At 58.5% G+C, this 20240-nt stretch carries 15 protein-coding genes and 4 pseudogenes; 10 read left to right on the plus strand and 9 right to left on the minus strand.

Going from position 1 to position 20240, the window contains the following annotated elements:
- Positions 1-6 precede the first annotated feature (6 nt).
- Both CO664_RS27225 and CO664_RS27230 read right to left on the minus strand, forming a co-directional pair.
- Positions 7-1122, minus strand: coding sequence for a BMP family ABC transporter substrate-binding protein (locus tag CO664_RS27225; protein WP_176536691.1), 1116 nt, complete (start codon positions 1120-1122; stop codon positions 7-9).
- Positions 1123-1156: 34 nt separating this feature from the next.
- Positions 1157-2113: a dihydrodipicolinate synthase family protein gene (locus CO664_RS27230; RefSeq protein ID WP_097540486.1), complete on the minus strand. Its 957-nt coding sequence runs from the start codon at positions 2111-2113 to the stop codon at positions 1157-1159.
- Between the two features lie 130 nt (positions 2114-2243).
- Here CO664_RS27230 and CO664_RS27235 point away from each other — a divergent pair, with 130 nt between their 5' ends.
- On the plus strand, positions 2244-3053 hold the full coding sequence (locus tag CO664_RS27235) for an FCD domain-containing protein (RefSeq protein WP_097540533.1): 810 nt from the start codon (positions 2244-2246) through the stop codon (positions 3051-3053).
- A 271-nt stretch (positions 3054-3324) separates the two neighbouring features.
- A pseudogene (locus CO664_RS27240) lies at positions 3325-3546 on the plus strand (transposase); the annotation flags it as partial.
- Between the two features lie 639 nt (positions 3547-4185).
- On the opposite strand, the gene CO664_RS27245 reads toward CO664_RS27240, so the two are convergent.
- Entirely contained in the window at positions 4186-4566 is a 381-nt protein-coding gene (locus tag CO664_RS27245) for a helix-turn-helix domain-containing protein (protein WP_234820041.1), read from the minus strand.
- Between the two features lie 125 nt (positions 4567-4691).
- On the opposite strand from CO664_RS27245, the gene CO664_RS27250 reads away from it, so the two are divergent.
- The 5 genes from CO664_RS27250 (at position 4692) to CO664_RS27270 (ending at position 9010) form a co-directional block, all read left to right on the plus strand.
- Positions 4692-5597, plus strand: a complete 906-nt coding sequence (locus CO664_RS27250) for an SDR family oxidoreductase (protein ID WP_097540490.1) — start codon at positions 4692-4694, stop codon at positions 5595-5597.
- A gap of 484 nt (positions 5598-6081) precedes the next feature.
- Positions 6082-6750: an RraA family protein gene (locus tag CO664_RS27255; RefSeq protein ID WP_097540491.1), complete on the plus strand. Its 669-nt coding sequence runs from the start codon at positions 6082-6084 to the stop codon at positions 6748-6750.
- Entirely contained in the window at positions 6747-7412 is a 666-nt protein-coding gene (locus tag CO664_RS27260) for an RraA family protein (RefSeq protein WP_097540493.1), read from the plus strand. Before CO664_RS27255 ends, CO664_RS27260 begins: the two co-directional genes overlap by 4 nt.
- Positions 7409-8059 (plus strand): dimethylmenaquinone methyltransferase, encoded by a 651-nt coding sequence (locus CO664_RS27265; protein ID WP_097540494.1) that lies wholly within the window; start codon positions 7409-7411, stop codon positions 8057-8059. The genes CO664_RS27260 and CO664_RS27265 overlap by 4 nt, the downstream gene beginning before the upstream one ends.
- 144 nt (positions 8060-8203) lie before the next feature.
- Positions 8204-9010, plus strand: a complete 807-nt coding sequence (locus CO664_RS27270) for an alpha/beta hydrolase (protein WP_097540496.1) — start codon at positions 8204-8206, stop codon at positions 9008-9010.
- A gap of 56 nt (positions 9011-9066) precedes the next feature.
- Here the strand turns inward: CO664_RS27270 and CO664_RS27275 are convergent, their stop codons facing one another.
- Together CO664_RS27275 and CO664_RS27280 are read right to left on the minus strand one after the other, a co-directional pair.
- Positions 9067-10071, minus strand: coding sequence for a LysR substrate-binding domain-containing protein (locus CO664_RS27275; RefSeq protein ID WP_337441804.1), 1005 nt, complete (start codon positions 10069-10071; stop codon positions 9067-9069).
- Positions 10072-10139: 68 nt separating this feature from the next.
- A pseudogene (locus tag CO664_RS27280) lies at positions 10140-10893 on the minus strand (DNA polymerase ligase N-terminal domain-containing protein); the annotation flags it as partial.
- A gap of 223 nt (positions 10894-11116) precedes the next feature.
- Between CO664_RS27280 and dinB the strand changes: the two are divergent.
- Positions 11117-12214: a DNA polymerase IV gene (gene dinB / locus CO664_RS27285; RefSeq protein WP_097540500.1), complete on the plus strand. Its 1098-nt coding sequence runs from the start codon at positions 11117-11119 to the stop codon at positions 12212-12214.
- A 1490-nt stretch (positions 12215-13704) separates the two neighbouring features.
- Here the strand turns inward: dinB and CO664_RS27295 are convergent.
- From CO664_RS27295 to CO664_RS31435, 3 genes and pseudogenes are all read right to left on the minus strand, one after another.
- Positions 13705-15675 carry a DNA/RNA non-specific endonuclease gene (locus tag CO664_RS27295; RefSeq protein ID WP_097540502.1) on the minus strand — a complete coding sequence of 657 codons (1971 nt, stop codon included), beginning with the start codon at positions 15673-15675 and terminating at the stop codon, positions 13705-13707.
- A gap of 340 nt (positions 15676-16015) precedes the next feature.
- Positions 16016-16423 (minus strand): hypothetical protein, encoded by a 408-nt coding sequence (locus CO664_RS27300; RefSeq protein ID WP_097540504.1) that lies wholly within the window; start codon positions 16421-16423, stop codon positions 16016-16018.
- A 320-nt stretch (positions 16424-16743) separates the two neighbouring features.
- A pseudogene (locus CO664_RS31435) lies at positions 16744-17083 on the minus strand (restriction endonuclease); the annotation flags it as partial.
- 78 nt (positions 17084-17161) lie between these two features.
- On the opposite strand from CO664_RS31435, the gene CO664_RS27310 reads away from it, so the two are divergent.
- Positions 17162-17926 carry a DUF2726 domain-containing protein gene (locus tag CO664_RS27310; RefSeq protein WP_097540535.1) on the plus strand — a complete coding sequence of 255 codons (765 nt, stop codon included), beginning with the start codon at positions 17162-17164 and terminating at the stop codon, positions 17924-17926.
- A 141-nt stretch (positions 17927-18067) separates the two neighbouring features.
- Positions 18068-18945: pseudogene (locus CO664_RS27315) on the plus strand (hypothetical protein).
- 80 nt (positions 18946-19025) lie between these two features.
- Here the strand turns inward: CO664_RS27315 and CO664_RS27320 are convergent.
- Positions 19026-20123 carry an IS1595 family transposase gene (locus CO664_RS27320; protein WP_097540507.1) on the minus strand — a complete coding sequence of 366 codons (1098 nt, stop codon included), beginning with the start codon at positions 20121-20123 and terminating at the stop codon, positions 19026-19028.
- Between the last annotated feature and the right edge of the window lie 117 nt (positions 20124-20240).

Genomic DNA, 20240 nt, shown 5'->3' on the forward strand with positions numbered 1-20240 from the left:
CCGACCTCACTTCTGACCGATCACGCCGTCGACGAGATAGTCAATCTTGTCGAGTCGATGATCGTTTTCGGCAAAGCTCGTTCCTTCCGGAATCACAACATTGCCATTGTTGTCTTTCAAGGGACCAGCATAAATCGATAGGCTCCCGGACGCGAGCGCCGCTTGGGCCTTTTCAGCCGCCGCGCGGGCCTCTGCGGTTACTGCCGAGCCGAACGGAGTGTTTTTGATGAAATTCTCGGCGAAACCGCCGCGAAGATAGTGAACGGGGGGCTTGCCGTCGCGCGCAGCATCGACGAAGTTGCTGTAGGGCGTAAACCAGTTCCACTCCGCGCCTGTTAGGAAACCCTTGGGGGCGATGTCGGCTTGGCTCGAATGATAACCGCAGGAGTATACGCCACGCTTCTCTGCCGTTTCCACCACCACTTTGGGGCTGTCGACCTGGCAGGCAATGACGTCGGCGCCTTGATCAACCAAAGAATTGGTCGACTCGGCCTCGCGCACCGGCAGAACCCAATCGCCGGTGAAGATGACCTGGACTGTGATGCTCGGATCGACGGACCGTGCCGCAATCGCGAAAGCGTTGATGCTGCGGATGAGGTTCGGGGTAGGCTTGGCCGCAACGACTCCCAGCTTCTTCGTCTTCGTCATATGAGCCGCGACGATGCCGGAAACATACTGCGCACTATAGATGTAAGCATAGAACGTGCCAATGTTCGTTGGCATCGTTTCGTCCCACACACCGCCGCAATGCGCAAACATTACGTCGGGATATTTCGCAGCGATCTGCTGCACGTGAGGTTTGAAATAGCCAAATGACGTCGCAATGATCAAGTTGGCGCCGTCCTGCTGGATCATACCTTCCATGGTTCGTTGCACCGCGACTGTCTCAGGAACACGCTCCTCCTCGATCACGGTGACTCCCGGCAACGCCTTCAATTGAGCTGCGGCTGAAGCATGCGACTTGTTATAGCCGTAGTCTTCCTTCGAGCCGGGGTAGATTACGCCGACGGTGAGAGGCTTCGCTTCCTGCGCGAACGCCCTGCCCAGCCCATACGGCACAGCACACGCAGCTCCCATTATTTTCAAGAATGCACGGCGGTTCATTGCAAAGGTCTTGTTCATTCTGGTTCCCCTTTTGCTTGGTTGAACACTTATGCTACGAGTAAACGACCTCCGGTTTTGGAAGGCCGGATTGTTCGAGGGCGATCTGCACTTCTTCTTCGAGAGCCTGTTTTTCGATCGGGCTGAGGGGCCGGATCGGCGCGCGCACGGCTCCACCGGCCATTCCCAACATCTCAGACCACCGCTTGACGGCCGCGTTCGGCATGTGGCCTTCGATCAATGGTCTCATCACCCATTTGTTGAAGGCGCGGCGCAGTGGTTCAAGCCTTTCGCGGGCTGCGCGGGCGGCATCGTTCTCTCCGCGGTCGAGTTGGGCGACATAGTCCGCAATCGGGCAGACCCCCGGAAATTGGTAGAGGTACGGCTCAGGATCGGCATAAAGGATTGGCTGCTGGCTCTGCAGCCGGTTTTCGAGAAAGTGCTCCTCCAGCGGGTCGGAAACGACCACCTTGCCGTGGGCTGCCTTTCGAAGAGCGGCATTGTAATTGTAAGCGGTCGTCTTGAGCATGACGATCTGAGGCAAAGCACAGATGTCAGAGAAGAGCTCGGAGGATAACGGGCTTCCTGTCGCCCCCGCTGCATTGAAGATCACGATCGGCATATCAAGCCTATCGCAGATTAATTTCACATATTCGAATTGCTGCTCGCGAGATCTGGGACCGGACGTCGGCACCATGATGACGGCGTGGTCCACGCCCGCTTCTTTTGCGTGAGCACCAAGCTCAATCGTTTCATGGATCGAACTGGCCGAGATGACTGTCGATACGCCCAGCCTACCTTGGCCTTCCTCAACGAGGACTTCCACCACTCGTTTTCTTTCGGCGACGGTCATGGCCCAGACCTCACCAATCAAACCATTGCAAAAGACGCCGCGCAATCCCAGCCCAATATAATGACGGGCGTTGTGACGCAGGCCAGGCTCGTCGACTTCGAGAGACGGTGAAAATGGCGTCGGGATGGCTGCCCATATCCCGATAGGGTCCTCAATCATATTAGCTCCCTTCGCACGCTTTTGTTATATTTATCATGATAAACCGTATTATACAATCCATAGTCATCAATTGTTTGAAGCTGGGGCTACGGATGGTATGAAGGTGAGGGACAAATTCAGAGGATGCGTCATGGAATTTCGATCACAGACGACTCGGGTGCGGCAGCAGAAGCGGGGCGACCTCGTCGCTGAGGATATCAAGCGACTTGTCACTCAGCACGAGCTGAGTCCTGGCGACAAACTTCCGATGGAGAAGGAACTGCAAAAACTGTTCGGAGTAAGCAAGAGCACCATTCGCGAGGCTCTGAAATCACTCGAGGTGCAAGGGCTGATAACAATCAGCACGGGTCCGACTGGCGGCGCCACCATCGTCGAGGTACCCTTGGAGCGGACTCTGCTTTTTTTACAGAACTACCTGTTCTTCCAAAACGTGACGATGAAAGACATCTATTCCGCTAGACGTTTACTGGAGCCTGAACTCGCCGCGGGCGCGGTCCCATATCTTACCGAGAAGCATTTCCGTGCTCTGGAAGAGAACATTGAGAATTGCCAGCCTACCTCTCGTGATGAAACGCGGCTCGTACATCAAAGGCAGGCGGACCTCGACTTCCACGACATTCTTGCTTCCGCCAACCCGGACCCGTTTCTGCGCTTCCTCTGTCAGATGATCAATGAAATGCTCCGACGCCTGGTCGTCTTTAGCACCCACACGCCGCCCGAGGAGCACGCCGAATTCGGATGCGCAAACGCCAAATGCCACATCAAGATACTCGAGGGGGCCCGGCAGAGGGACGCTGAAAAAGTCCGTCACCTCATGCGCGCGCATATGGACGAAGCGTCCGGCTTCGTTGAACGTTTGAACGGGCAGTTGGACGGGCGACTTTTCCTCGACTCTGAAATGATGCCCACGCCATTCAAGTTGACGCCTGGGCGATCGTGACAATGCTAGACCATCGAAACAAGGAGACCGGTCTTGCCGCTTATGAAATTTGATCTGCTGAAGGGCCGCACGGATGAAGAAGTCGATCGTCTGCTCGACACCGCTCACCGCGTGATGCTGTTCATCTGGTCGTGTCCCGCGAGGTGGTGTAGCTCGGCGGTAGCGAAGCCGCTCGCGAGCGCGCCCTCGAGCGAGCGGCGCAGCGGTGGTCATCGATGTTCTTCCGTTCCGGTCGGGTTGCTGACACCAACCTGATTCGAAGGAACCACCGATGACGGACGACATGATGAACCTGCGCGCGCTCGTGGAGAAGACCCCCGATGCGGATCTTTTGCGCTAGATGATCGGCTTTGCCGCCGAGCGGCTGATGGAGCTGGAGGTGGGCGCTGCCGCCGGCGCCGGCTATGGCGAGAAGAACCCGCTGCGGCTGGCGCAGCGGAACGGTTACCGCGGGCTGGATTGGGAGACGCGCGCCGGAACCGTCGAGCTGCGCAAAACAGGGATGAAGATGGTCATTCGGCCTTGGGCGAGCGCAGTTCTTAGAGGTGATTTGTAAACGACGAGGATCGTCGCTGTGCGGGATTAGCAGCCTTTGAGGCAATACTGGACGTGAAGGCAATTCGCCACGTTGCTGTCGATACTATTGATCGAGTCACCCGAGGTTTCGCAGTCATTTCAGTTATGGTTCGGTCGCTGTGCTCCTTTGCCTGTCGCAGGTTGGAGCCTCTCGACCAAGAGGCCAGCCCGGTTTCCGCGGCGCACTTCAGACGACAAAGCGTTTTCCGGGTCGACGGTCGGATATTTGCGGCTCATAGGGAGGGGGGACAGGAGCACAGGATGACCAAAACCGACACTCCAGCGCCGTGCGGAAGCCGTCTTGGAAATCACCGTTGTCTGATTTTCAGAATCTGAGTTTGGAGCGGACGGTCAACGATTGCGCATACAGTCGCAATGGAGGTGATTGTTCCAGGTAGCCTATGTCAATTGACTGGCTTGGCATACTCTCATGCATAGGCGGCCGGGCAATGGCATTCCTCGAAATTCGTTCCATCGCGGTTCTCTAACCAGCGCGCGTCCACTTGGCAGTCCGCAGCATCCTTGTCGGACCCAAGCGGAAAGCTTGCCGCAAAGATCATCCGGATCTGTCGAAGGCCGAGCGAGCCTTTTCGATCTCGGCGTGGCTGCGATCAGCCCAACGGACCACAACGGCCAGAGGCTCGAGGATCGTCTCCCCCAGAGGTGTCAGCCTATACTCAACGCTCGGCGGCTTAGTAGGAAAGACCGTGCGCGCGATCAGGCCGTCGCGTTCCAGGTCCCGCAACGTCTGCGCCACCATTCTCTTCGAAATTTCAGGGATTGCGCGCTTGATTGCACTGAAGCGGTGTGGACCAGCCGCAAGCGTACCCAAGATCAGCGTCGACCACTTGTCTCCGATACGATCAAGAACACCGCGGACCGGACATTGCCCGTTGGGCAATCCCTCGTGCCTCCAATCTGCAAGCGCGCCGCGCAAGGTAGCACTGGCGGCTGGGATGGTTACGCCTGCCTCACCCTGTCCCAAAATCGTGCCTCCTTCACATCAAATACGGTCTCACTTACGTAGTTTGCACCTGAAACAAAGCACAAGGAAGAGCCACTATGTCCAGTTCGCCTAAACTTTTCGTCACCGCTGCGACCGGCCAACTCGGAAGATTGGTAATCGACGCCCTTCTCGAGAGAGTCCCTGCAAGCGCCATAGCAGCCGGTGTGCGCGATCCCTCGAAGGACGCGGCACTGGCCATACGGGACAAAGGCGTGGAGCTCCGCCTCGCCGACTACGCTCGACCGGAGACATTGGAGGCCGCGATGCTCGGCGTCGACCGTCTCCTGTTGATCTCGAGCAGCGAGATCGGCCAGCGCAAGGAGCAGCACCGCAACGTCATCGCCGCCGCAAAGGGCGCTGGCGTTGGTCTGGTCGCCTATACCAGCGGCCTTCACGCAGACACATCTCCCCTTTTCGTTGCAGACGAGCATCGCGATACGGAAGCGGCGCTAGCAGAATCCGGCTTGCCTTTTGTGCTGCTGAGAAACGGATGGTACTCGGAGGTCTTTACTTGGCGGCTTCCGATTGCCTTGAAGACCGGAACCTTGATTGGTGCGGCGGGAGAAGGGCGCATCTCCCCGGCTGCGCGCGCGGACTATGCCGAGGCAGCAGCCGCGGTTCTGGCGGGTGGCGATCATGTTGGACGCACATACGAGCTGGCGGGCGACGCACCCTTTACCTTGTCCGAACTGGTCTCGTTGGCAAGCGAGGCGGCTGGCAAGCCCATTGCCTATAAGGACATGACGCCGGATGATTTGAAGGCGGCGGCAATCAGAGCCGGTTTGCCGGAGATGTTTGCCATTATGCTTTCAGACACGGATGCCGGCTTGGCGAATGGCGCGCTTTTCGACAATGGGGGCGAGCTCGCCCGGCTGATCGGCCGTCCAACGACGCCGGTCCAAAGCACGATCCGTTCGTTTATACAGAACTTGCCGTCGCCACAGCCGGGCAGTCCCTCATAAGGGTCGCCGCTATACAGTTGTGAAGCCGCCAAGGCAAGCCGCAAAAAGAACGTCCCAATCCAGTAAATCCGACCGAATCTTAAGCCTCCGCTCGGCGCGCTTTCGGTCATGAAAAATGTCTTTGCTCGAGCGTCTTAACTCAATTGACGGACGACAGGTTCAATTACCCTGGCGAACTTCCAGGACGTTTTCTTGATCAGATCGAAGAGCGAAGCCTATTTCATTCGCGAGGTTCCCCCTGATGGTGGTAATCAGGACGCAGCCATCATGGGCCTGTCCGAAATGAAATAGAACACGGAATCACAACCGTGGGCATCCAGGCGCAGTGTGATGGTCAAAGGTCTGCGCCGAAGCTCCGCGCGCTTAATCCCGCATCCGATTCTTGTGATCCGAAAAAGCTATCACAGCGATCTTTTCTTGCAATTTTTCAAAATAATGAAGTTGAACGACAATGGACGCCTCAAACAATGACGGGTAAGGCGCCATGACATATCCTTCTCACCTCGACCGGCTTGCAGGATTCGACACCAACACAGTCTCGGATGCTCTCGACTTCCTCAATCTTCCCGGTGCCACAGTCGGCCTTCGCCCTCTTTGGTCTTGCCCGAAGATCGTCGGTTATGCGAGCACCATCCAGCTCGGACCGAAAAGCGAGACGGCGCCGACCGTTCATCTGATTTCCCCAGTGATTGCCCGCGTCAAGAGCGACGACCGGCTTCTTGTCATCGCAGGCGGCATCGAGGGCATTTCCTGCTGGGGCGATATTCTCGCGAATGCTGCCAAGACACGCGGCCTGCGTGGCTCCGTCATTGATGGCTTCAGCCGCGATATCGAAGGCAGCGAAGCAATCGAGTATCCAGTCTATGGTCGCGGCGTGACAATGGTCAGCGCCCGCAATCGCGTGGTTCAGGTAAGTTCTGGCGTACCTGTCCAGATGGCGGGCGTGACGGTGCATGAGGACGATTACGTGATTGCCGACCGCTGCGGCACCGTCTTCGTGCCCGCTTCCCGGATTGAGGAAGTGCTTGATCTCGGTGAGCGGATTGCGCGCCGCCAGGACGGCATGGTCGCGGCCGTCAGGTCCGGACGCTCCGTGGAAGAGGTGATGCACGACAAGGAATTTGACGCGATCAAGCAGGAGCTGCCGAAATGAGGAAAGAAGATCGGGAGCTCGTCGAGCTTTTTGGAGGGCTCGACACGCCAGGCGTTTCGGACGCGCTGGACAAGCTGGGTCTTGGCGGGCAGTGCTTCGATGTGATGCCTCTCGCCAATTATGATGGCACCGTCGTCGGTCCGGCCTTCACGGTCCAATACGTGCCCGCAGCCAATCCACCGGGCACGGTCGGCGATTTCGCCGGTGACGTTGCGGAAGGTGATGTGATTGTCATCGACAATGGCGGCCGCACCGACTGCACTGTTTGGGGTGACATCATGACCCAATATGCTGGCGCACGCGGAATTGCGGCGACCGTCATCGACGGGGTTTGCCGGGACGTATCGAAGGCGCTTGGCGCTAACTACCCGCTTTTTACCCGCGGTCGCTTCATGCGCACAGGAAAGGACCGGGTCGAGGTTGGGTCAGTCAATGAAGTGGTTTCCGTCGGCAAGACCCGCGTTGCGCCCCGTGACATCGTGGTTGCAGATGCGAATGGTGTTGTCGTCGTGCCGAGGGCGCGCGCTCGCGAGGTTGCCGAGGTCGCCCACGCGATCGAAGGCGTTGAAACGAAGATACGCGAGGCGATCGCGAAAGGACAAGCGCTGAAGCAGGCTCGTGCGGCGCTTGGCTACCATCTTCTTCAAAGGAAACCCCAATGAACGCCGCTTCGTCTCTCGTCTGCTTGCCTGAAGACGCGACATCGCGCGCGCTTGCGCTTGGAAGCGCAACCCTCTTCGAAGCCTCCACGCTTCCCTGTTCGGTCGATCCCGCAATTCGACCGCTATCGACAGGAGCTGCGATTGCCGCACCCGTCTATCCCCTTGCCTGCGCGCCGGGTGATAATCTCGCCATCCACATTGCCATGGAACGGGCACCACGCGGCAGCGTCCTCGTGGTTGCCACGGGAGATTATCTGGCCGGCTACTGGGGAGAGGTGCTCACAGTCGCGGCGGAAGCAGCCGGTATCGTCGGTCTAGTCATCGACGGCGGCGTCCGCGACGTCGCAGCCCTGAAGGCGCGCCGCTTCCCGGTCTTTTCTCGCGGCGTTTCCATGCGCGGTACGTTCAAGGCGAGCGTTTCTTCGGTGGGAGCCCCACTTGTTTTTGGCGGCGTACCCGCAGCGGCCGGCGACCTCCTCGTTGCCGATGATGACGGCGTCATCATCCTTCCGAGATTAGCCGTCGAGCGAACGCTCATCGATGCGAACGCGCGCGCTGCCAAGGAAAGGATCATGATGGAAAAGCTCGTCAGCGGCGCGACGACCCTCGATCTTCTGGGCCTCGGCGCTTGGAGAAACAAGGTATGAGTGTCAACCCGCTTAACCGACACCCGCCACTGCCAAACCTTCCGACCGACGTTGATGATCGACCGTCTCGCCGCATCCCTGATAAACACCAGCCTGCAGTATGCTCCCGCAGGCGCCTTGAAAGAAGAATAAAGGATTGGGCGGATGAGCCGGCAGTTTCGCAAGACGGAACTTAAACAAGAATTCGCGGGCGCCGATCTCAAGATCGCGGCGATTCATCGTGATGGAGATCTTACTCCGTTCGTCTTCCTTCACGGCTTCGGCTCGACCAAGGAAGACTATGCCGATTTTGTGCGCCAGCGCGCTTTCGATGGTCACCCCTTCATTGCTTTCGATGCGCCAGGTTTTGGTGAGACCTACTGTTCCGACCTGCCGAAGCTTTCTATCCCTTTTCTTGCGGGGGCGGCACTTCGCGTGGCTGAGGCCTTCAACTTCGACAGGTTCCACTTGGTCGGACACTCCATGGGAGGGCTGACCGCCTTGTTGCTGGCTCACCAGGCTCCCGAGCGCGTGATCAGCTTCACGAATATCAAGGGCAATCTTGCTCCGGAGGATTGCTTCCTCTCCAGACAGATAGTGGACTATGCGGAAGCGGACGCCGCGCAGTTCTTCGAAGACTTCATTCATCGGACACATTCAGCGCCTGCCTTCTCGAGCGCACTTTATGCGGCAAGCCTTCGCCATAAGGTCCGCATTGGCGCTGTGCGTGCAATATTTGAGTCCATGGTTGACCTCTCCGATCATGGAGACTTGCTGGCAAAGTTCGTCAATTTGCCATGCCCTAAGATGTTCATGTACGGCGTCGATTTCGCAAATCTCTCCTATCTTCCACAGCTCAAGTCCTGTGGTGTGCGGCTCGCGGAGATCGAACATTGCGGCCATTTCCCGATGTATTCCAACCCACCTGCGATGTGGAAAGAGATCGTCGACTTCACCATCGCCATTACCTGAAGCGGCTCGACCAACAATGAGCGAATGCGCGAATGCAGGTGATTGCTGCGGCAGGCTCAGGCGGTCGGGTTACTCGCCCCATTGCGAGATCTTAAGCGCGAAACGACCAAATCCACCATCGGGTGGTAACGATTTTCATTCCACGCGAGTGCAGCGGTGACGATCATCACTTTTTCCTTAAGCGGCCTGACGACCACGTTATCAGGCGCAAGTTTGCGCATCGAAGAAGGCACCAGTGCAAGTCCCTGCCCGCAACTGACATAGGCAATCTGCGAAGCGACGGACCTGACCTCATGCAGAATTCGCGGCGCAAAACCATGCGAACGGCAAACCGCGACGACCATGTCGAAATAGACTGGGCTTACCTGTCGAGACGACATCACCAACCGTTCGGTCTCCAGCGATTTCAGACGGACCCTCGGAAGCTTGGCAAGCACGTGGTCCTTTGGCATGGCAACGGCGAGGCGATCGTCGGTCAGCGGCATGGTCGCAATACCGCTACCAATCTCACCCTCCAGCCGGACGAATGCGAGATCCAGTTCCCCGGCCTCAAGGCCTGGAACTGCCTCGACGCTATCAATCTCGCGAACGAACACCGTCAGGTTGGGGTGGCTCCGGCGAAGTCCCTCCAGCAAAGGCGGCACGGTATCGAGCATAGCGGAAGTGATCGCTCCTATATGCAGGACCCCTGACTGCCCGGCCGCGACTTCTTTGACAACACGTTCCAGCTGTTCCACCTGGTCTGCGAAACGACGTACAGCCGGAAGTATGGCGGCGCCAGCCGCGCTCAGCTTCGTGCCGCGGCGGGAACGATCAAACAACTGAAGCTTCAGGGATTGCTCGAGGACCTTGATCTGCCCGGTGAGTGGCGGTTGGGACATGCCAAGGCGTTTGGCGGCGCGACCAAAATGCTCTTCCTCGGCAATTGCTAGAAACATCCAGAGTTGACGGATAAGCCGGAAATCTACAACGCTCATCTCTATCTCCAGAAGCCAGACGCCTAATCCGAAATTGATATCACGACGTCGTCTGTAGAACGATAAGCGATCAGGGATTCTCATTCTCGAGCGCGACGCGGTCGCCGCGCTGGATCGGGAGGAAGGAGCCAAGCTGCCACCTCCGCAGCATGAAGCTGCGGCGCGATGAAGTGCGGCGGGTCGGCTGCCGTGGAGGTCGCGACATCCTTCCGCGATCTCTTCTTGCGCTCGTCGGCCGCCAGGCCATGCTTGCTGTCCCAGACAGCATCCGCCTCGACATTCGCCTTCGCCATCATGAACGGTCTCGGTTTGCGGCCCTTGCCCCTCCGCGATCTGCTCCATGCTGCGGCCGGAGGCGACCGAAGTCGGGTTCTCCTCAAGGACCGCCGCGCCATTCTCCTCGACCGAATGATCGTCGTGATGCTTGATCAGCAGCCAGTTGGTTCGCTTGCCGCCATCGCGATCGTTGCGCATCCGCACCAGGACGAAACTGCCGTGTAGCCGCTTGCCATGAAGCGTGAACTTGAAGTCGCCCTTCTTCAAGGCCTCTTCTGGTGACTTGCGACCCTCCGGTTCCCAGTAGCCGCGATCCCACAACATCACCGTGCCGCCGCCATATTGACCCTTGGGGATCGTGCCTTCGAAGTCGCCATAGTCGAGCGGGTGATCTTCGACCTCGACCGCCAGGCGCTTGTCATGTGGATCGAGCGACGGCCCCTTGGTCACCGCCCAGGATTTGAACACCCCGTCGAGCTCGAGCCTCAGGTCATAATGGAGCCGGGTGGCGTCGTGCTTCTGGATCACGAACCGACGGCGGTTCGACGGCTTGACCTGCGCCTCACCGCTCGGTTCGCTGGTCTTTTTGAAATCGCGCTTGGCACGGTATTTGGAAAGATTGTCGGCCATTTCGCGGCATCCTCCAGCAGCACGAGCGGCGCCGCCGACGTCTGCCTCCTGATTGTCGAAGCTCACAAGACGACAACGCCGCGGGCGGTCCGGAGTTTCGCGGACATAGGCCCCGGGCCAGTTGAAATAGTTGATCTCGCGGCAAAGACTGCTATGTTCTCTATTTGTTTCGGCGCCGCCTTCCAGATGACATGCCGATCCCATCGTGATCGCCGAAGCCGCCATGAACGACATGAGTCCAACCCCCGTCCGAAAAATCGTCCATCTGGACATGGACGCTTTTTACGCATCGGTCGAGCAGCGGGATAACCCGGAGCTTCGTGAAAAGCCCGTTGCGGTCGGCCATCCGGCGGCGCGCGGCGTGGTGGCGGCGGCGAGCTACGAGGCGCGCGCTTTCGGCGTCCATTCGGCCATGCCGTCGGTGACCGCGAAACGAAAATGCCCGGAGCTGATCTTCGTGCCGCCGCGCTTCGACGTCTACAAGGCCGTGTCCCAGCAAATCCGGGAAATCTTCGCGGAATATACGCCGCTCGTCGAGCCGCTGTCGCTCGACGAAGCCTATCTCGATGTCACCGAGAATCTGCAAGGCATGGACATCGCCACCGAGATCGCACTGGAAATCCGTGCCAAGATCAAAGCGGTCACCGGGCTCAACGCATCGGTCGGGATTTCCTACAACAAGTTCCTCGCCAAGATGGCGAGCGATCTGAACAAGCCCAATGGCCAGGCCGTCATCACGCCGCGCAATGGACCCGCCTTCGTCGAGGTCCTCTCCGTCGAGAAATTTCATGGCGTCGGCCCGGCAACGGCCGAAAAGATGCATCGGCTCGGGATCAATACCGGCGCCGACCTCAAGGGGAAGACGCTCGCTTTCCTGCAGGAACATTTCGGGAAATCTGGGCCGTATTTCTATGGCATTGCCCGTGGGATTGACGAGCGCCGGGTGAAGCCCAATCGGATTCGCAAGTCGGTGGGTGCGGAAGACACCTTCGCCGAGGATATTGCTGATCTCGATCTGGCGACCGCGGAGCTCAAACCCCTTGCTGAAAAGGTCTGGCGCTACTGCGAGGCCCAAGGCATCAGCGGCAAGACGGTGACGGTGAAAATCAAATACTCGGACTTCACCCAGGCGACGCGGAGCCGGACCGGGTCAGTAACGTTTGCGGACGTTGCTGAAATCCTTGCTGCGGCGTCGGACCTCTTGGCAACTGTCTATCCATTCAAGCGGCCAGTGCGGCTGCTCGGCGTCACGCTTTCAACGCTGACGGCCTCCGAAATCGGCTATGCAGAAACACAGTCCCAACTTGATCTCGGGCTCTGACGGGCCATCGCACCGAAATGGAAAAGCCTGCCGCGGGAGGAGGTGCGGCAGGCTTTCCTAGAAGAGCCGAACAGCGACTTGGGAGGAGGAGTGCCGCTGTTCCAACAGACGTCCCCTTGGGAGAAGGAGTGGGCCGTCTGAATTTCGAAGCGTTGCGGGAGGAGGAGCATCGCTTCGATGAAAATAATCATACTCGGACCAGCACCATCCGCCAGCGTCTATGTTGCACTGCAGCTATGCACCCGCCGCAACAATCCGCAGAACACGTGGGGCATCCCTGCCCCTGATTTGTCGGCGGCTTCGCCGCTCCAACCGGAATTTGCAGCCCCTGTAATGTCTCACAAAGACGTGCCCATGCGGATTAATCAGAGAATTCCATTGTGCGGCGCAGCAATCGTCGCGGGCGGCGCAATCATCAGCGGGCTACCCTATGGCGTGGCAGGCACGGTCGCGGAGGCGTTCGAGCGTATGCAAGGCCGCAATCCGCCGACTGTCTCCAGGCTCCAGTCCGTGCTCAAGAGCGCATCAAACGACCGCGGACCCTGGCCTTCGATTTCGATCTGGCACGGCACGCATGACCAGACGGTCCGAGCACGGAATGCAAATCACCAAGCAATGGAGCGGCGTGCACGCCCTCGCTACCCAGCCAACTCGGAGCGAGATGATACACGGCCATTCCCGGAAAGTTTGGCTCGACGCGAAAGGCCGGCAAGATCGTCGAGACCTACTTCGTCAAAGGCATGGGCCACGGCGTGCCTCTGGCGACGAACAGCGATGTCCCGATCGGGAGAGCCGGTCCGCATATGCTTGAGACTGGGATTTCCTCGACCGTTCGTATCGCACGTGCATGGGGGCTGGCCACGGAGGCAGACGTCGAGGAGGCTGAGGCAGCCGGCAGTCATGTCCGCCGGGAAGAAACCGATGTGGCGTCATCCACGATAGAAAGGGCATTGCTCTACCCAAGGTCGCGGGCGACCGCCGTCGGCACCACTTCAGACGGCAAGATCGCCAAAGTCATAAACGATGCGCTTCGAGCTGGGGGTCTGATGCGGTGACAAGATCATAGCCCGCAAGCGGGAATGATCTTGTTACGAACACAATCTGCCTCTATATGTCTGCCCATCGGCCTTGCTGGTGAGCATCTGAGGATGTTCGCGGGGCCGCAAGTCGCTTGAGACTTTTGACCACGGATGTACTGGCACTGGAATTGAAGCGATGTGAGGAAGGTCGGGTTTGCCCGGCCTTTTTTGTTACCTGCCGATCTGCTGCAGAACGGGAGCCAACGTTCGGACAGTCCTGCTCGGCCGAATGGACGAGATCCGCTACAGGGGCGACGTTCCGGGATGCCTTGGGTTCGGCCAGACCTGCTGGTATGCGACATCGTTACCATGCTGATGTGCGTGGCCGCCTAACGGCATGCATGACGGTTGCCCGCCCCGACATTTGGCTCAGAGCCAGTCGTGACGGGCAAGCCGGGGTGGGGAACGCGCTTAAGCTATGCTGCCGCGCACGTCGGCGTCGAACAATGGCCCGAAATCAAGGCCCGTCAAACGAGCGATTTCGCGAATCTTGACAGGCCGCTTCGCCCTGCTGAGGTCGATCGTTCCTTCGAACCTTTCGTCGAGGTCAGCGACCTCTTCTTCCTGCCACAGCATGAAACCATGCGCTCTGAGTTCGCCCTCGCTTTCATAGGCGGCGATTTTCCAGAATGCCGTCGGTATTTTGACCCCGAGTATCGTCGTATCCCGAGGATCGAGAACCGGGCCTGTCAAAATCACGAATTTTCGATCCTTCAGGTTCGCCTCGTTGAGGATGACGTCTTCAAGAGCGCTCCAATTGCCGTCGTCACCCCTCCGGGTTCGATGGAAGCGCGTCTCTTGCGGTGAGCAGTTGGTCATGCAGAACGTATCGTCGTTGGCAATGCGGGGTGTGCGGTCGTCGGGTCCCCAAACCGGGTCGAGCCGCCGCACCAGGTGTCCGTAGTCGAAGCTAGTGGCATCGTAAAGTTCCGGGCCAAGCTGTTTATTCTCGGCAAGACGCGGATCATAGAACCAGATGTCCGCGGCCGCTTCGGGCACGACATTCGGATCGAGGAAATCATCAGGATCTCGGTCTTCACGCGCCAGCTTAAACATCCGTGCGCCATCGACGTTGCATGCGGTAAAGATAGCCAAGCTGCGCGAAGCCGACATCACGATGGAGAAATGCTGGTACTTCAGCTCGTATTCCGCGTCGCGCCCGACCAACCGCGCCGCGTCCTCTTCCAGCCATTCCGGAAGCTTGGGCAGCGGCACATAAAGCGGATGCGTTGGATCCGGAGCATGGTCGGGCGTATCTGTAAGGAACATCGGGTTGAAACCCGCCCGGTTGTCAAAATGATCTGCCGGCTTGCGGCGAATTACAGTCCCTCTAGCTCTGCTCCCTTCAGTGATCACGGCTACGGTGCCCGCAGGCGTGGTAGTGGTCGACACGATGGTCGCGCCAGTCGCGAAAGGTCGCCCGTTTCTCCGTGTCCGAGGATCCATCAGCGTATTGTAGATCGTTTCGATGTGCGCCTTAGAGCCGTGCAACGTTCCATCCACAGGACCGTCCTTCAAGGCCGAGAAAATGCTGCTTATGCGGATACCCCGGTTGATGATGACGGGTTTGCCTTCATGCATCTCGCCGGTGTCGACAGAGGCATGATGCAAACCAATCACCTGCCAGAACCGGTTGAAAGCAGGCGAACCTGAGGATCCATTGTCGGTGTCGGTGGTATAAAGAATGTAAGGCAGATCCGGATCCTGATCGCGCAGCACCAGGACGCTGTCGAACAGGCAGAGAGCCTTCATCTGGCCGTTGGGATGCTGAATGACGACGACGGGCTGGCCTTCGAGAATTTTGTTCGGCCTTTCGTCGAGAGGAAGCCAGCCCTGCGCCTCAAGAGGGTCACCATTCGCGCCGACAGCGGAGATAGCCACGAAGGTGACGTCAAGCTTTCCACGTGGCGAGGTCGCGAACAAGCGCGCGGGTTCAAGCAGAAAGCGTCGAGGCCGGACGGGGTTCTCGTCACCATCGAGCTCAAACTCGAATTCTGCGATAGCGCCTTCTGCGCTATCGGCGTCCGGGATCACATGGTTGTTGGTGATCAGCAGGCCCGGAGCCACCAGAAAGCCGGTGCCAAGTGAGGTCCGGTTGGCATCCACGATGTGGCAAACGGCACGTGCCGCACGCAGGCCAAGCGCAAGGAAGTTGATCGGGGCCTTATCATCGGCGTTGTTCGTTCCTTCAAGAAAAACACCCTCCGCGAAGGTGGAGTGGCGTGCGTTGGCGATGCGGTCGCTTTCACTCGCTGCACGAAGAGGCCCTACCTCCTCGACCTTTGCCTTGATTTCGTCGATCAAGGGCTTGCGCTGACGCTGATAGCGATCCAGCTCCTGGTTCAATTCCTGCTGCCGCGCTTCTACATCTGCTCTGGTCATGCTTCCCCCTTTGATTCACCGCCAATGCGCGAGCCGCGCCTAAGGAAAGTATACTATACTACCTTACGTTTTGTGACAGTTTAATTTCAATTGTTGCTGTGAAGCGTAGAAATACATCGGGGAAATGTAGCTGTCCCGTAATGACAGCGCTCAACATTTCGAAGCGTTACATCTGCGCTAATAGGGCTGTGAAGATTACGAACGTGCATGGGTGTGCTCATGCCTTCCCGAAACCGGGGTCTGTGCCAATGCGCCGCCTCGCACAACTATCGCCCAGGCAACGTCGTGAGCGATTCACACGTCTGCTGCGGTATGGCGAAAGCTGGGGCGGATTTCGTTCTCACTTGGCACAATCTTCGAAAGTCCGATAGTCGAGGGTCAGCCCAGACGTCTCACCATATAGCCGTTGGGAGCCGGTCCTGAGGTCAAATATCAACACAGCCTCCTGCCGCTTCTGCGCTGAATTAGTTGTAACGGTTTCAATCAGCAGGCCGAAGGATAGCGCATTTTCGGCGAGAGTCGGTCGCTCCCCTGCCGCGGCCACATCGCGCGCCAGTTTCAGCGTTCCACACACTTTCGAAAATGTTCGGCTGAGCAGCTTCCTGATAAATCCGAATGCCCGATAGGAGGTTGTCGTCGGAAAGACGTGGGATGAAGAAAAGCGGTGCGTCGCCATCGCGTTTATAGACTTGGATTCGAGCGCCTTCGAAGTCGCTTTTTCGGATGCGAGCGTTGCTGAAGCGCACATTTGTCAGCTCATGATCGATCCGTGATTGTATGAGATCAGCTTCAATCCGCGCCAGCCGCGCTTCCACGGATTGCTGAGGTGCCGCCTGGTCAGCACCGATTGCAGTCGTCTTGTTGGATCTGCCTGATAGTCGGTCAAGAGCAAAGGTCCTAGACTGGATGGCGTTGTCAGCCACAATGTTGGCAATAGATCAGTACTATTCAAAACATCGATACTACAGAAGAGGGTGTGCGATTCACCTCAATTATCGGAACTGCCCACCTTGAGGAGAATCGAACCGCGAACCCTGTGCCGGTGCCTCAGGAGAAGCACGGCCACGCTCAATGTTTAAAGCAGTTTTCCCGGTGCCATCGGAGGAAGTGCGGATGCGGCCTTTCGAAAGCCCGCTGCGGCACGATTGCGCGACCCGTTCTGTTGATGAGCGACAGGATGCTCTCCGGATCGTTCACCTGCCGTGAAACAAGGATTTGCAGATCGTCGGAAAGGCTGATCAGACCTCGGTCGAACATGGGCAGTCCTGGAGATCCCATTGCCCAAGAGTATCAGGGCCGCTGGCATCCACTGGTCGAATGTGCGCGGCATCGACTTCGGCCCGGCCGCCGCCGTTAATCACTTCAGTCCGGTGATCACGCACCGCTTGTCGTGGGCTTTGAGGACGAGGGATTAACCACTTTGTGTAGCTTTTCGCAAACACACTCCCGCGTTTACGATCTTCGTGCGAAAATGGCGGAGTGGAGTATGCAGTATCGCCAGAAGTCGGTGCTCTTCGCTGCACCTGGACTCGTTATCGGGGTGGTCGCGGTAGCTGCTGCCGGCGGCATGACCGTAAGCGATTTTGAGGCGCCTGAGCTGCTGATCGCTGCCCTGTTCGTCGGCGTTATCGTCGGCATGGCTATTGAGCAGATCCTCTCCAACATGCGGAGCCAGGAGGCGGCCATCCGTCATCTGGATATAGCCGATGCCCAGGCGTGGCGGCCAAGGAACCGATCACGCTGGCAGGGAAAACGCAGCGGCCTGAAGGTGGTCGCCGGGCCCTGGCTTCCGACGCCTGTCCCGCAGGCGCCGAAAGGATTCGATGCGCCCGAACAATTACGGATCGTAATGGGCGCGAACTACGTCATTCAACCGCTCCTCAACAAGAGCGAAGCGCGTGTGTTCAAAGAGCTTGACCGCATCGTGATCAGCCGCAACCCGACTTGGCAAGTGATGGCGCAGGTCTCGTTGGGGGAAATCATCCGTAGCGAGGATCCGCTCGCGCACCGTTGCATCAACTCGAAGAGGGTAGACCTACTGCTGGTGGACGGTAACTGCCAGCCTCGGCACGCGATCGAATATCAGGGCGGGGCGCATTACCAGGGTGACGCAGCCGCGCGCGATGCCGTTAAGAAGGAAGCGCTGCGACGTGCAGGGATCGGCTATTACGAGGTCGTAGCTGGGCACACGACGCCGGCAGAGCTTCGGCAGTTGATCGAGAAGTTGGTAGATAGGCCGAATGTCAATTAGCGCTCTGCCTCCGTTGACTGATTCTGTGCATCACCGGTCTACCCGCGCCGAAACAGGCACGGCCGCCCGCAAGGTCAGCCTGCCCGACGGGTTGATCACATGGGGAGTAGAATGATGCCTGAATGGCCGGCTGCTTCAGATATCACCGTAGATTTCGCGGCAGTTCGCCAAAACCTGTTTCCGGCCAGTCACGCAGCGATCAGCGACTGGCTTGCATTCCCCTGGCATCGTGACCGCAACAACCGAATTCAAGCGCACAAGGCGCATTCCTCGCAAGCGATCGCCATTGATGTGTTCGGCACGCTTAAGATGAGCATCGACCGCGACCGCGTCCTCGACGCCATTGCTCGGCATGTGGGCGTGACACCCGGCGGTCCCTGGTCCTTAACCCTTGAGTGGACAGATGCTAAACGGCTCTTGGGAGAGACCCGGCCAACACAAGTCGATGCCCTTGCGGTTGGTTCAGAAGCGGTGCTGGTCATTGAATGCAAGTTTACTGAGGCGGGAGGTAAATGCAGCCAAACCGCCGCGTCGCGCACCGGAAAGCCCCAGTGCAATGGCAGCTACGCCGAGCAGGTCAATCCGGCCAACGGCGTCCGCTCGCGCTGCACCCTCACAGGCAAAGGAGTTCGTTACTGGGATTACATCCCTCAGGTTTTCGCCATAGACCCGGCCGCTGAGCATGCGCCCTGCCCTTTCGCCGGCGAGGCCTATCAATGGATGCGCAACGCGGTTTTGGCGGCCGCAATTGGCAAGCACCGCAACCTCCACGCCGCTGCGGTTGCCGCCTTTGCCGACCATCCAAGTTTTCCGACGGCTCGGAAGGCAAAACTGGGCCTGTTCGATGCCAGGTTGGGCGGCCAGGCCCAATCACGCCGATCTCCTATCAGGAGATCATCGACATTGCTCGCCAAGTGGGCCTGGATCAGCAGCTTTGGGCTGACCTTTCTGCGTGGATCGGCCAAAAAATCACGACGGTCTCATCTCGGCACTCAGAAACCGCCGTCGCCACCGGCTAGCAGAACACAGCGGATCGCTTCACTCCCCAATAGCCCTGCTACATGCACCGCATCCGGTTCCGGTTGATACATGGCCTTTATCAACCAAAGACAGCGACTGCTGATTTGACGATAATCTCACCGTCCGGACTTCTGCGCATTTGACGGCCGGTAGCAGCGCGAAAGACTTGCAGCAATTGCAGCGCCGGCGGCACCCGCGACCATAGGGTTTTCATGCGTTCCCTGCCATTTCGGCTCTTCCGCACCGCCTGGCCCGTAACAATTCGCTGTGACCAGCGGAAGCCGATCTCGTGGAAATACAGGTCGGCGTGCTGCGGGCTGATATGATGAAAGACGCCCGCAATTGTGCGGCGGACGCGGGCATTGAAACCTTCGACCGAATTGACATGAACGGCGTCGCGAACGTATTCGCGGCTGGAATGCTTCACAGTGTCATGCCTGGCATAGGCCTCGCCAAGGGCTATGAACGCCGTCGCCTCATCGCTCATCAAGCAGGCATCGGGGTCGATCTGCGTTCCAGCGGCGAGCGCCGCTGCACGGAGTGAAAGCCCAGTCACCACCGCAGCACGCGCGTCACCGGCCGGAGTGCCGGGTGTGACGTCATCTGGTCGCTGCACCATCACCATGACAGGCGTCTTCTGGGTATTCGGCAGACCTTTTCGGCCTCGTCCAGGCGGTGGATCGTCCGGATTTATTCTCGGTCGCCCACCGAGATGAAAATGGTCGATCTCCACCGTGCCATCGAGCATGCGCTCGCGCGCCGCCATGAGACGCAGCGCGTGTCCCATCCGCCAGGCCGTGGGTTGGCTTACCCCCAGAGCCTCGGCCAGACGCACCGAGGACAACCCTTTATCCGACTGCAGAATAAGCCACATGCCCTTCAACCAGACACTCAACGGTAGCTTTGTTGAATGCAGCGGCGTGTGGGTCGTCACCGTGAACTGGAACCGGCAATCGCCGCTGGAGCACTGATAGAGACCCGGACGCGCACGTCGCTTGCCCATATCGCGCCCGGCAATCGCGATCGAGCGCTTGTAACCACAGGCAGGGCAAACTCTTCCGGCCGGCCACACCATGCTTTCCAGCAATCGCCGACACTGCTCCTCATCGCGAAACGCCACGATCATATCTTCCGCGGTCCGAATGCTGGTCAGCGCTGCAAGCATCGTTTCCGACATTTTCATCTCCTTCGAATAATGCCCGAAGAATCCCACGGCAATCCCTAGACAACAAGACTTTTGCTGTCTTTCGTTGATAAAGGCCCGATACATTATGCGACCTTCTTGGCCCAAAGG

Source organism: Sinorhizobium sp. NG07B (assembly GCF_002532005.1).
GTDB lineage: Bacteria > Pseudomonadota > Alphaproteobacteria > Rhizobiales > Rhizobiaceae > Sinorhizobium > Sinorhizobium fredii_C.

Coding starts and splice junctions, on each gene's coding strand:
- CO664_RS27320 (WP_097540507.1), bottom strand. CDS start 20,123: ATGTCGGAAACGATGCTTGCAGCGCTGACCAGCATTCGGACCGCGGAA.
- CO664_RS27270 (WP_097540496.1), top strand. CDS start 8,204: ATGAGCCGGCAGTTTCGCAAGACGGAACTTAAACAAGAATTCGCGGGC.
- CO664_RS27260 (WP_097540493.1), top strand. CDS start 6,747: ATGAGGAAAGAAGATCGGGAGCTCGTCGAGCTTTTTGGAGGGCTCGAC.
- CO664_RS27250 (WP_097540490.1), top strand. CDS start 4,692: ATGTCCAGTTCGCCTAAACTTTTCGTCACCGCTGCGACCGGCCAACTC.
- CO664_RS27300 (WP_097540504.1), bottom strand. CDS start 16,423: ATGTGCGCTTCAGCAACGCTCGCATCCGAAAAAGCGACTTCGAAGGCG.
- CO664_RS27265 (WP_097540494.1), top strand. CDS start 7,409: ATGAACGCCGCTTCGTCTCTCGTCTGCTTGCCTGAAGACGCGACATCG.
- CO664_RS27230 (WP_097540486.1), bottom strand. CDS start 2,113: ATGATTGAGGACCCTATCGGGATATGGGCAGCCATCCCGACGCCATTT.
- CO664_RS27255 (WP_097540491.1), top strand. CDS start 6,082: ATGACATATCCTTCTCACCTCGACCGGCTTGCAGGATTCGACACCAAC.
- CO664_RS27275 (WP_337441804.1), bottom strand. CDS start 10,071: ATGAGAATCCCTGATCGCTTATCGTTCTACAGACGACGTCGTGATATC.
- dinB (WP_097540500.1), top strand. CDS start 11,117: ATGAACGACATGAGTCCAACCCCCGTCCGAAAAATCGTCCATCTGGAC.
- CO664_RS27235 (WP_097540533.1), top strand. CDS start 2,244: ATGGAATTTCGATCACAGACGACTCGGGTGCGGCAGCAGAAGCGGGGC.
- CO664_RS27225 (WP_176536691.1), bottom strand. CDS start 1,122: ATGAACAAGACCTTTGCAATGAACCGCCGTGCATTCTTGAAAATAATG.
- CO664_RS27310 (WP_097540535.1), top strand. CDS start 17,162: ATGCAGTATCGCCAGAAGTCGGTGCTCTTCGCTGCACCTGGACTCGTT.
- CO664_RS27295 (WP_097540502.1), bottom strand. CDS start 15,675: ATGACCAGAGCAGATGTAGAAGCGCGGCAGCAGGAATTGAACCAGGAG.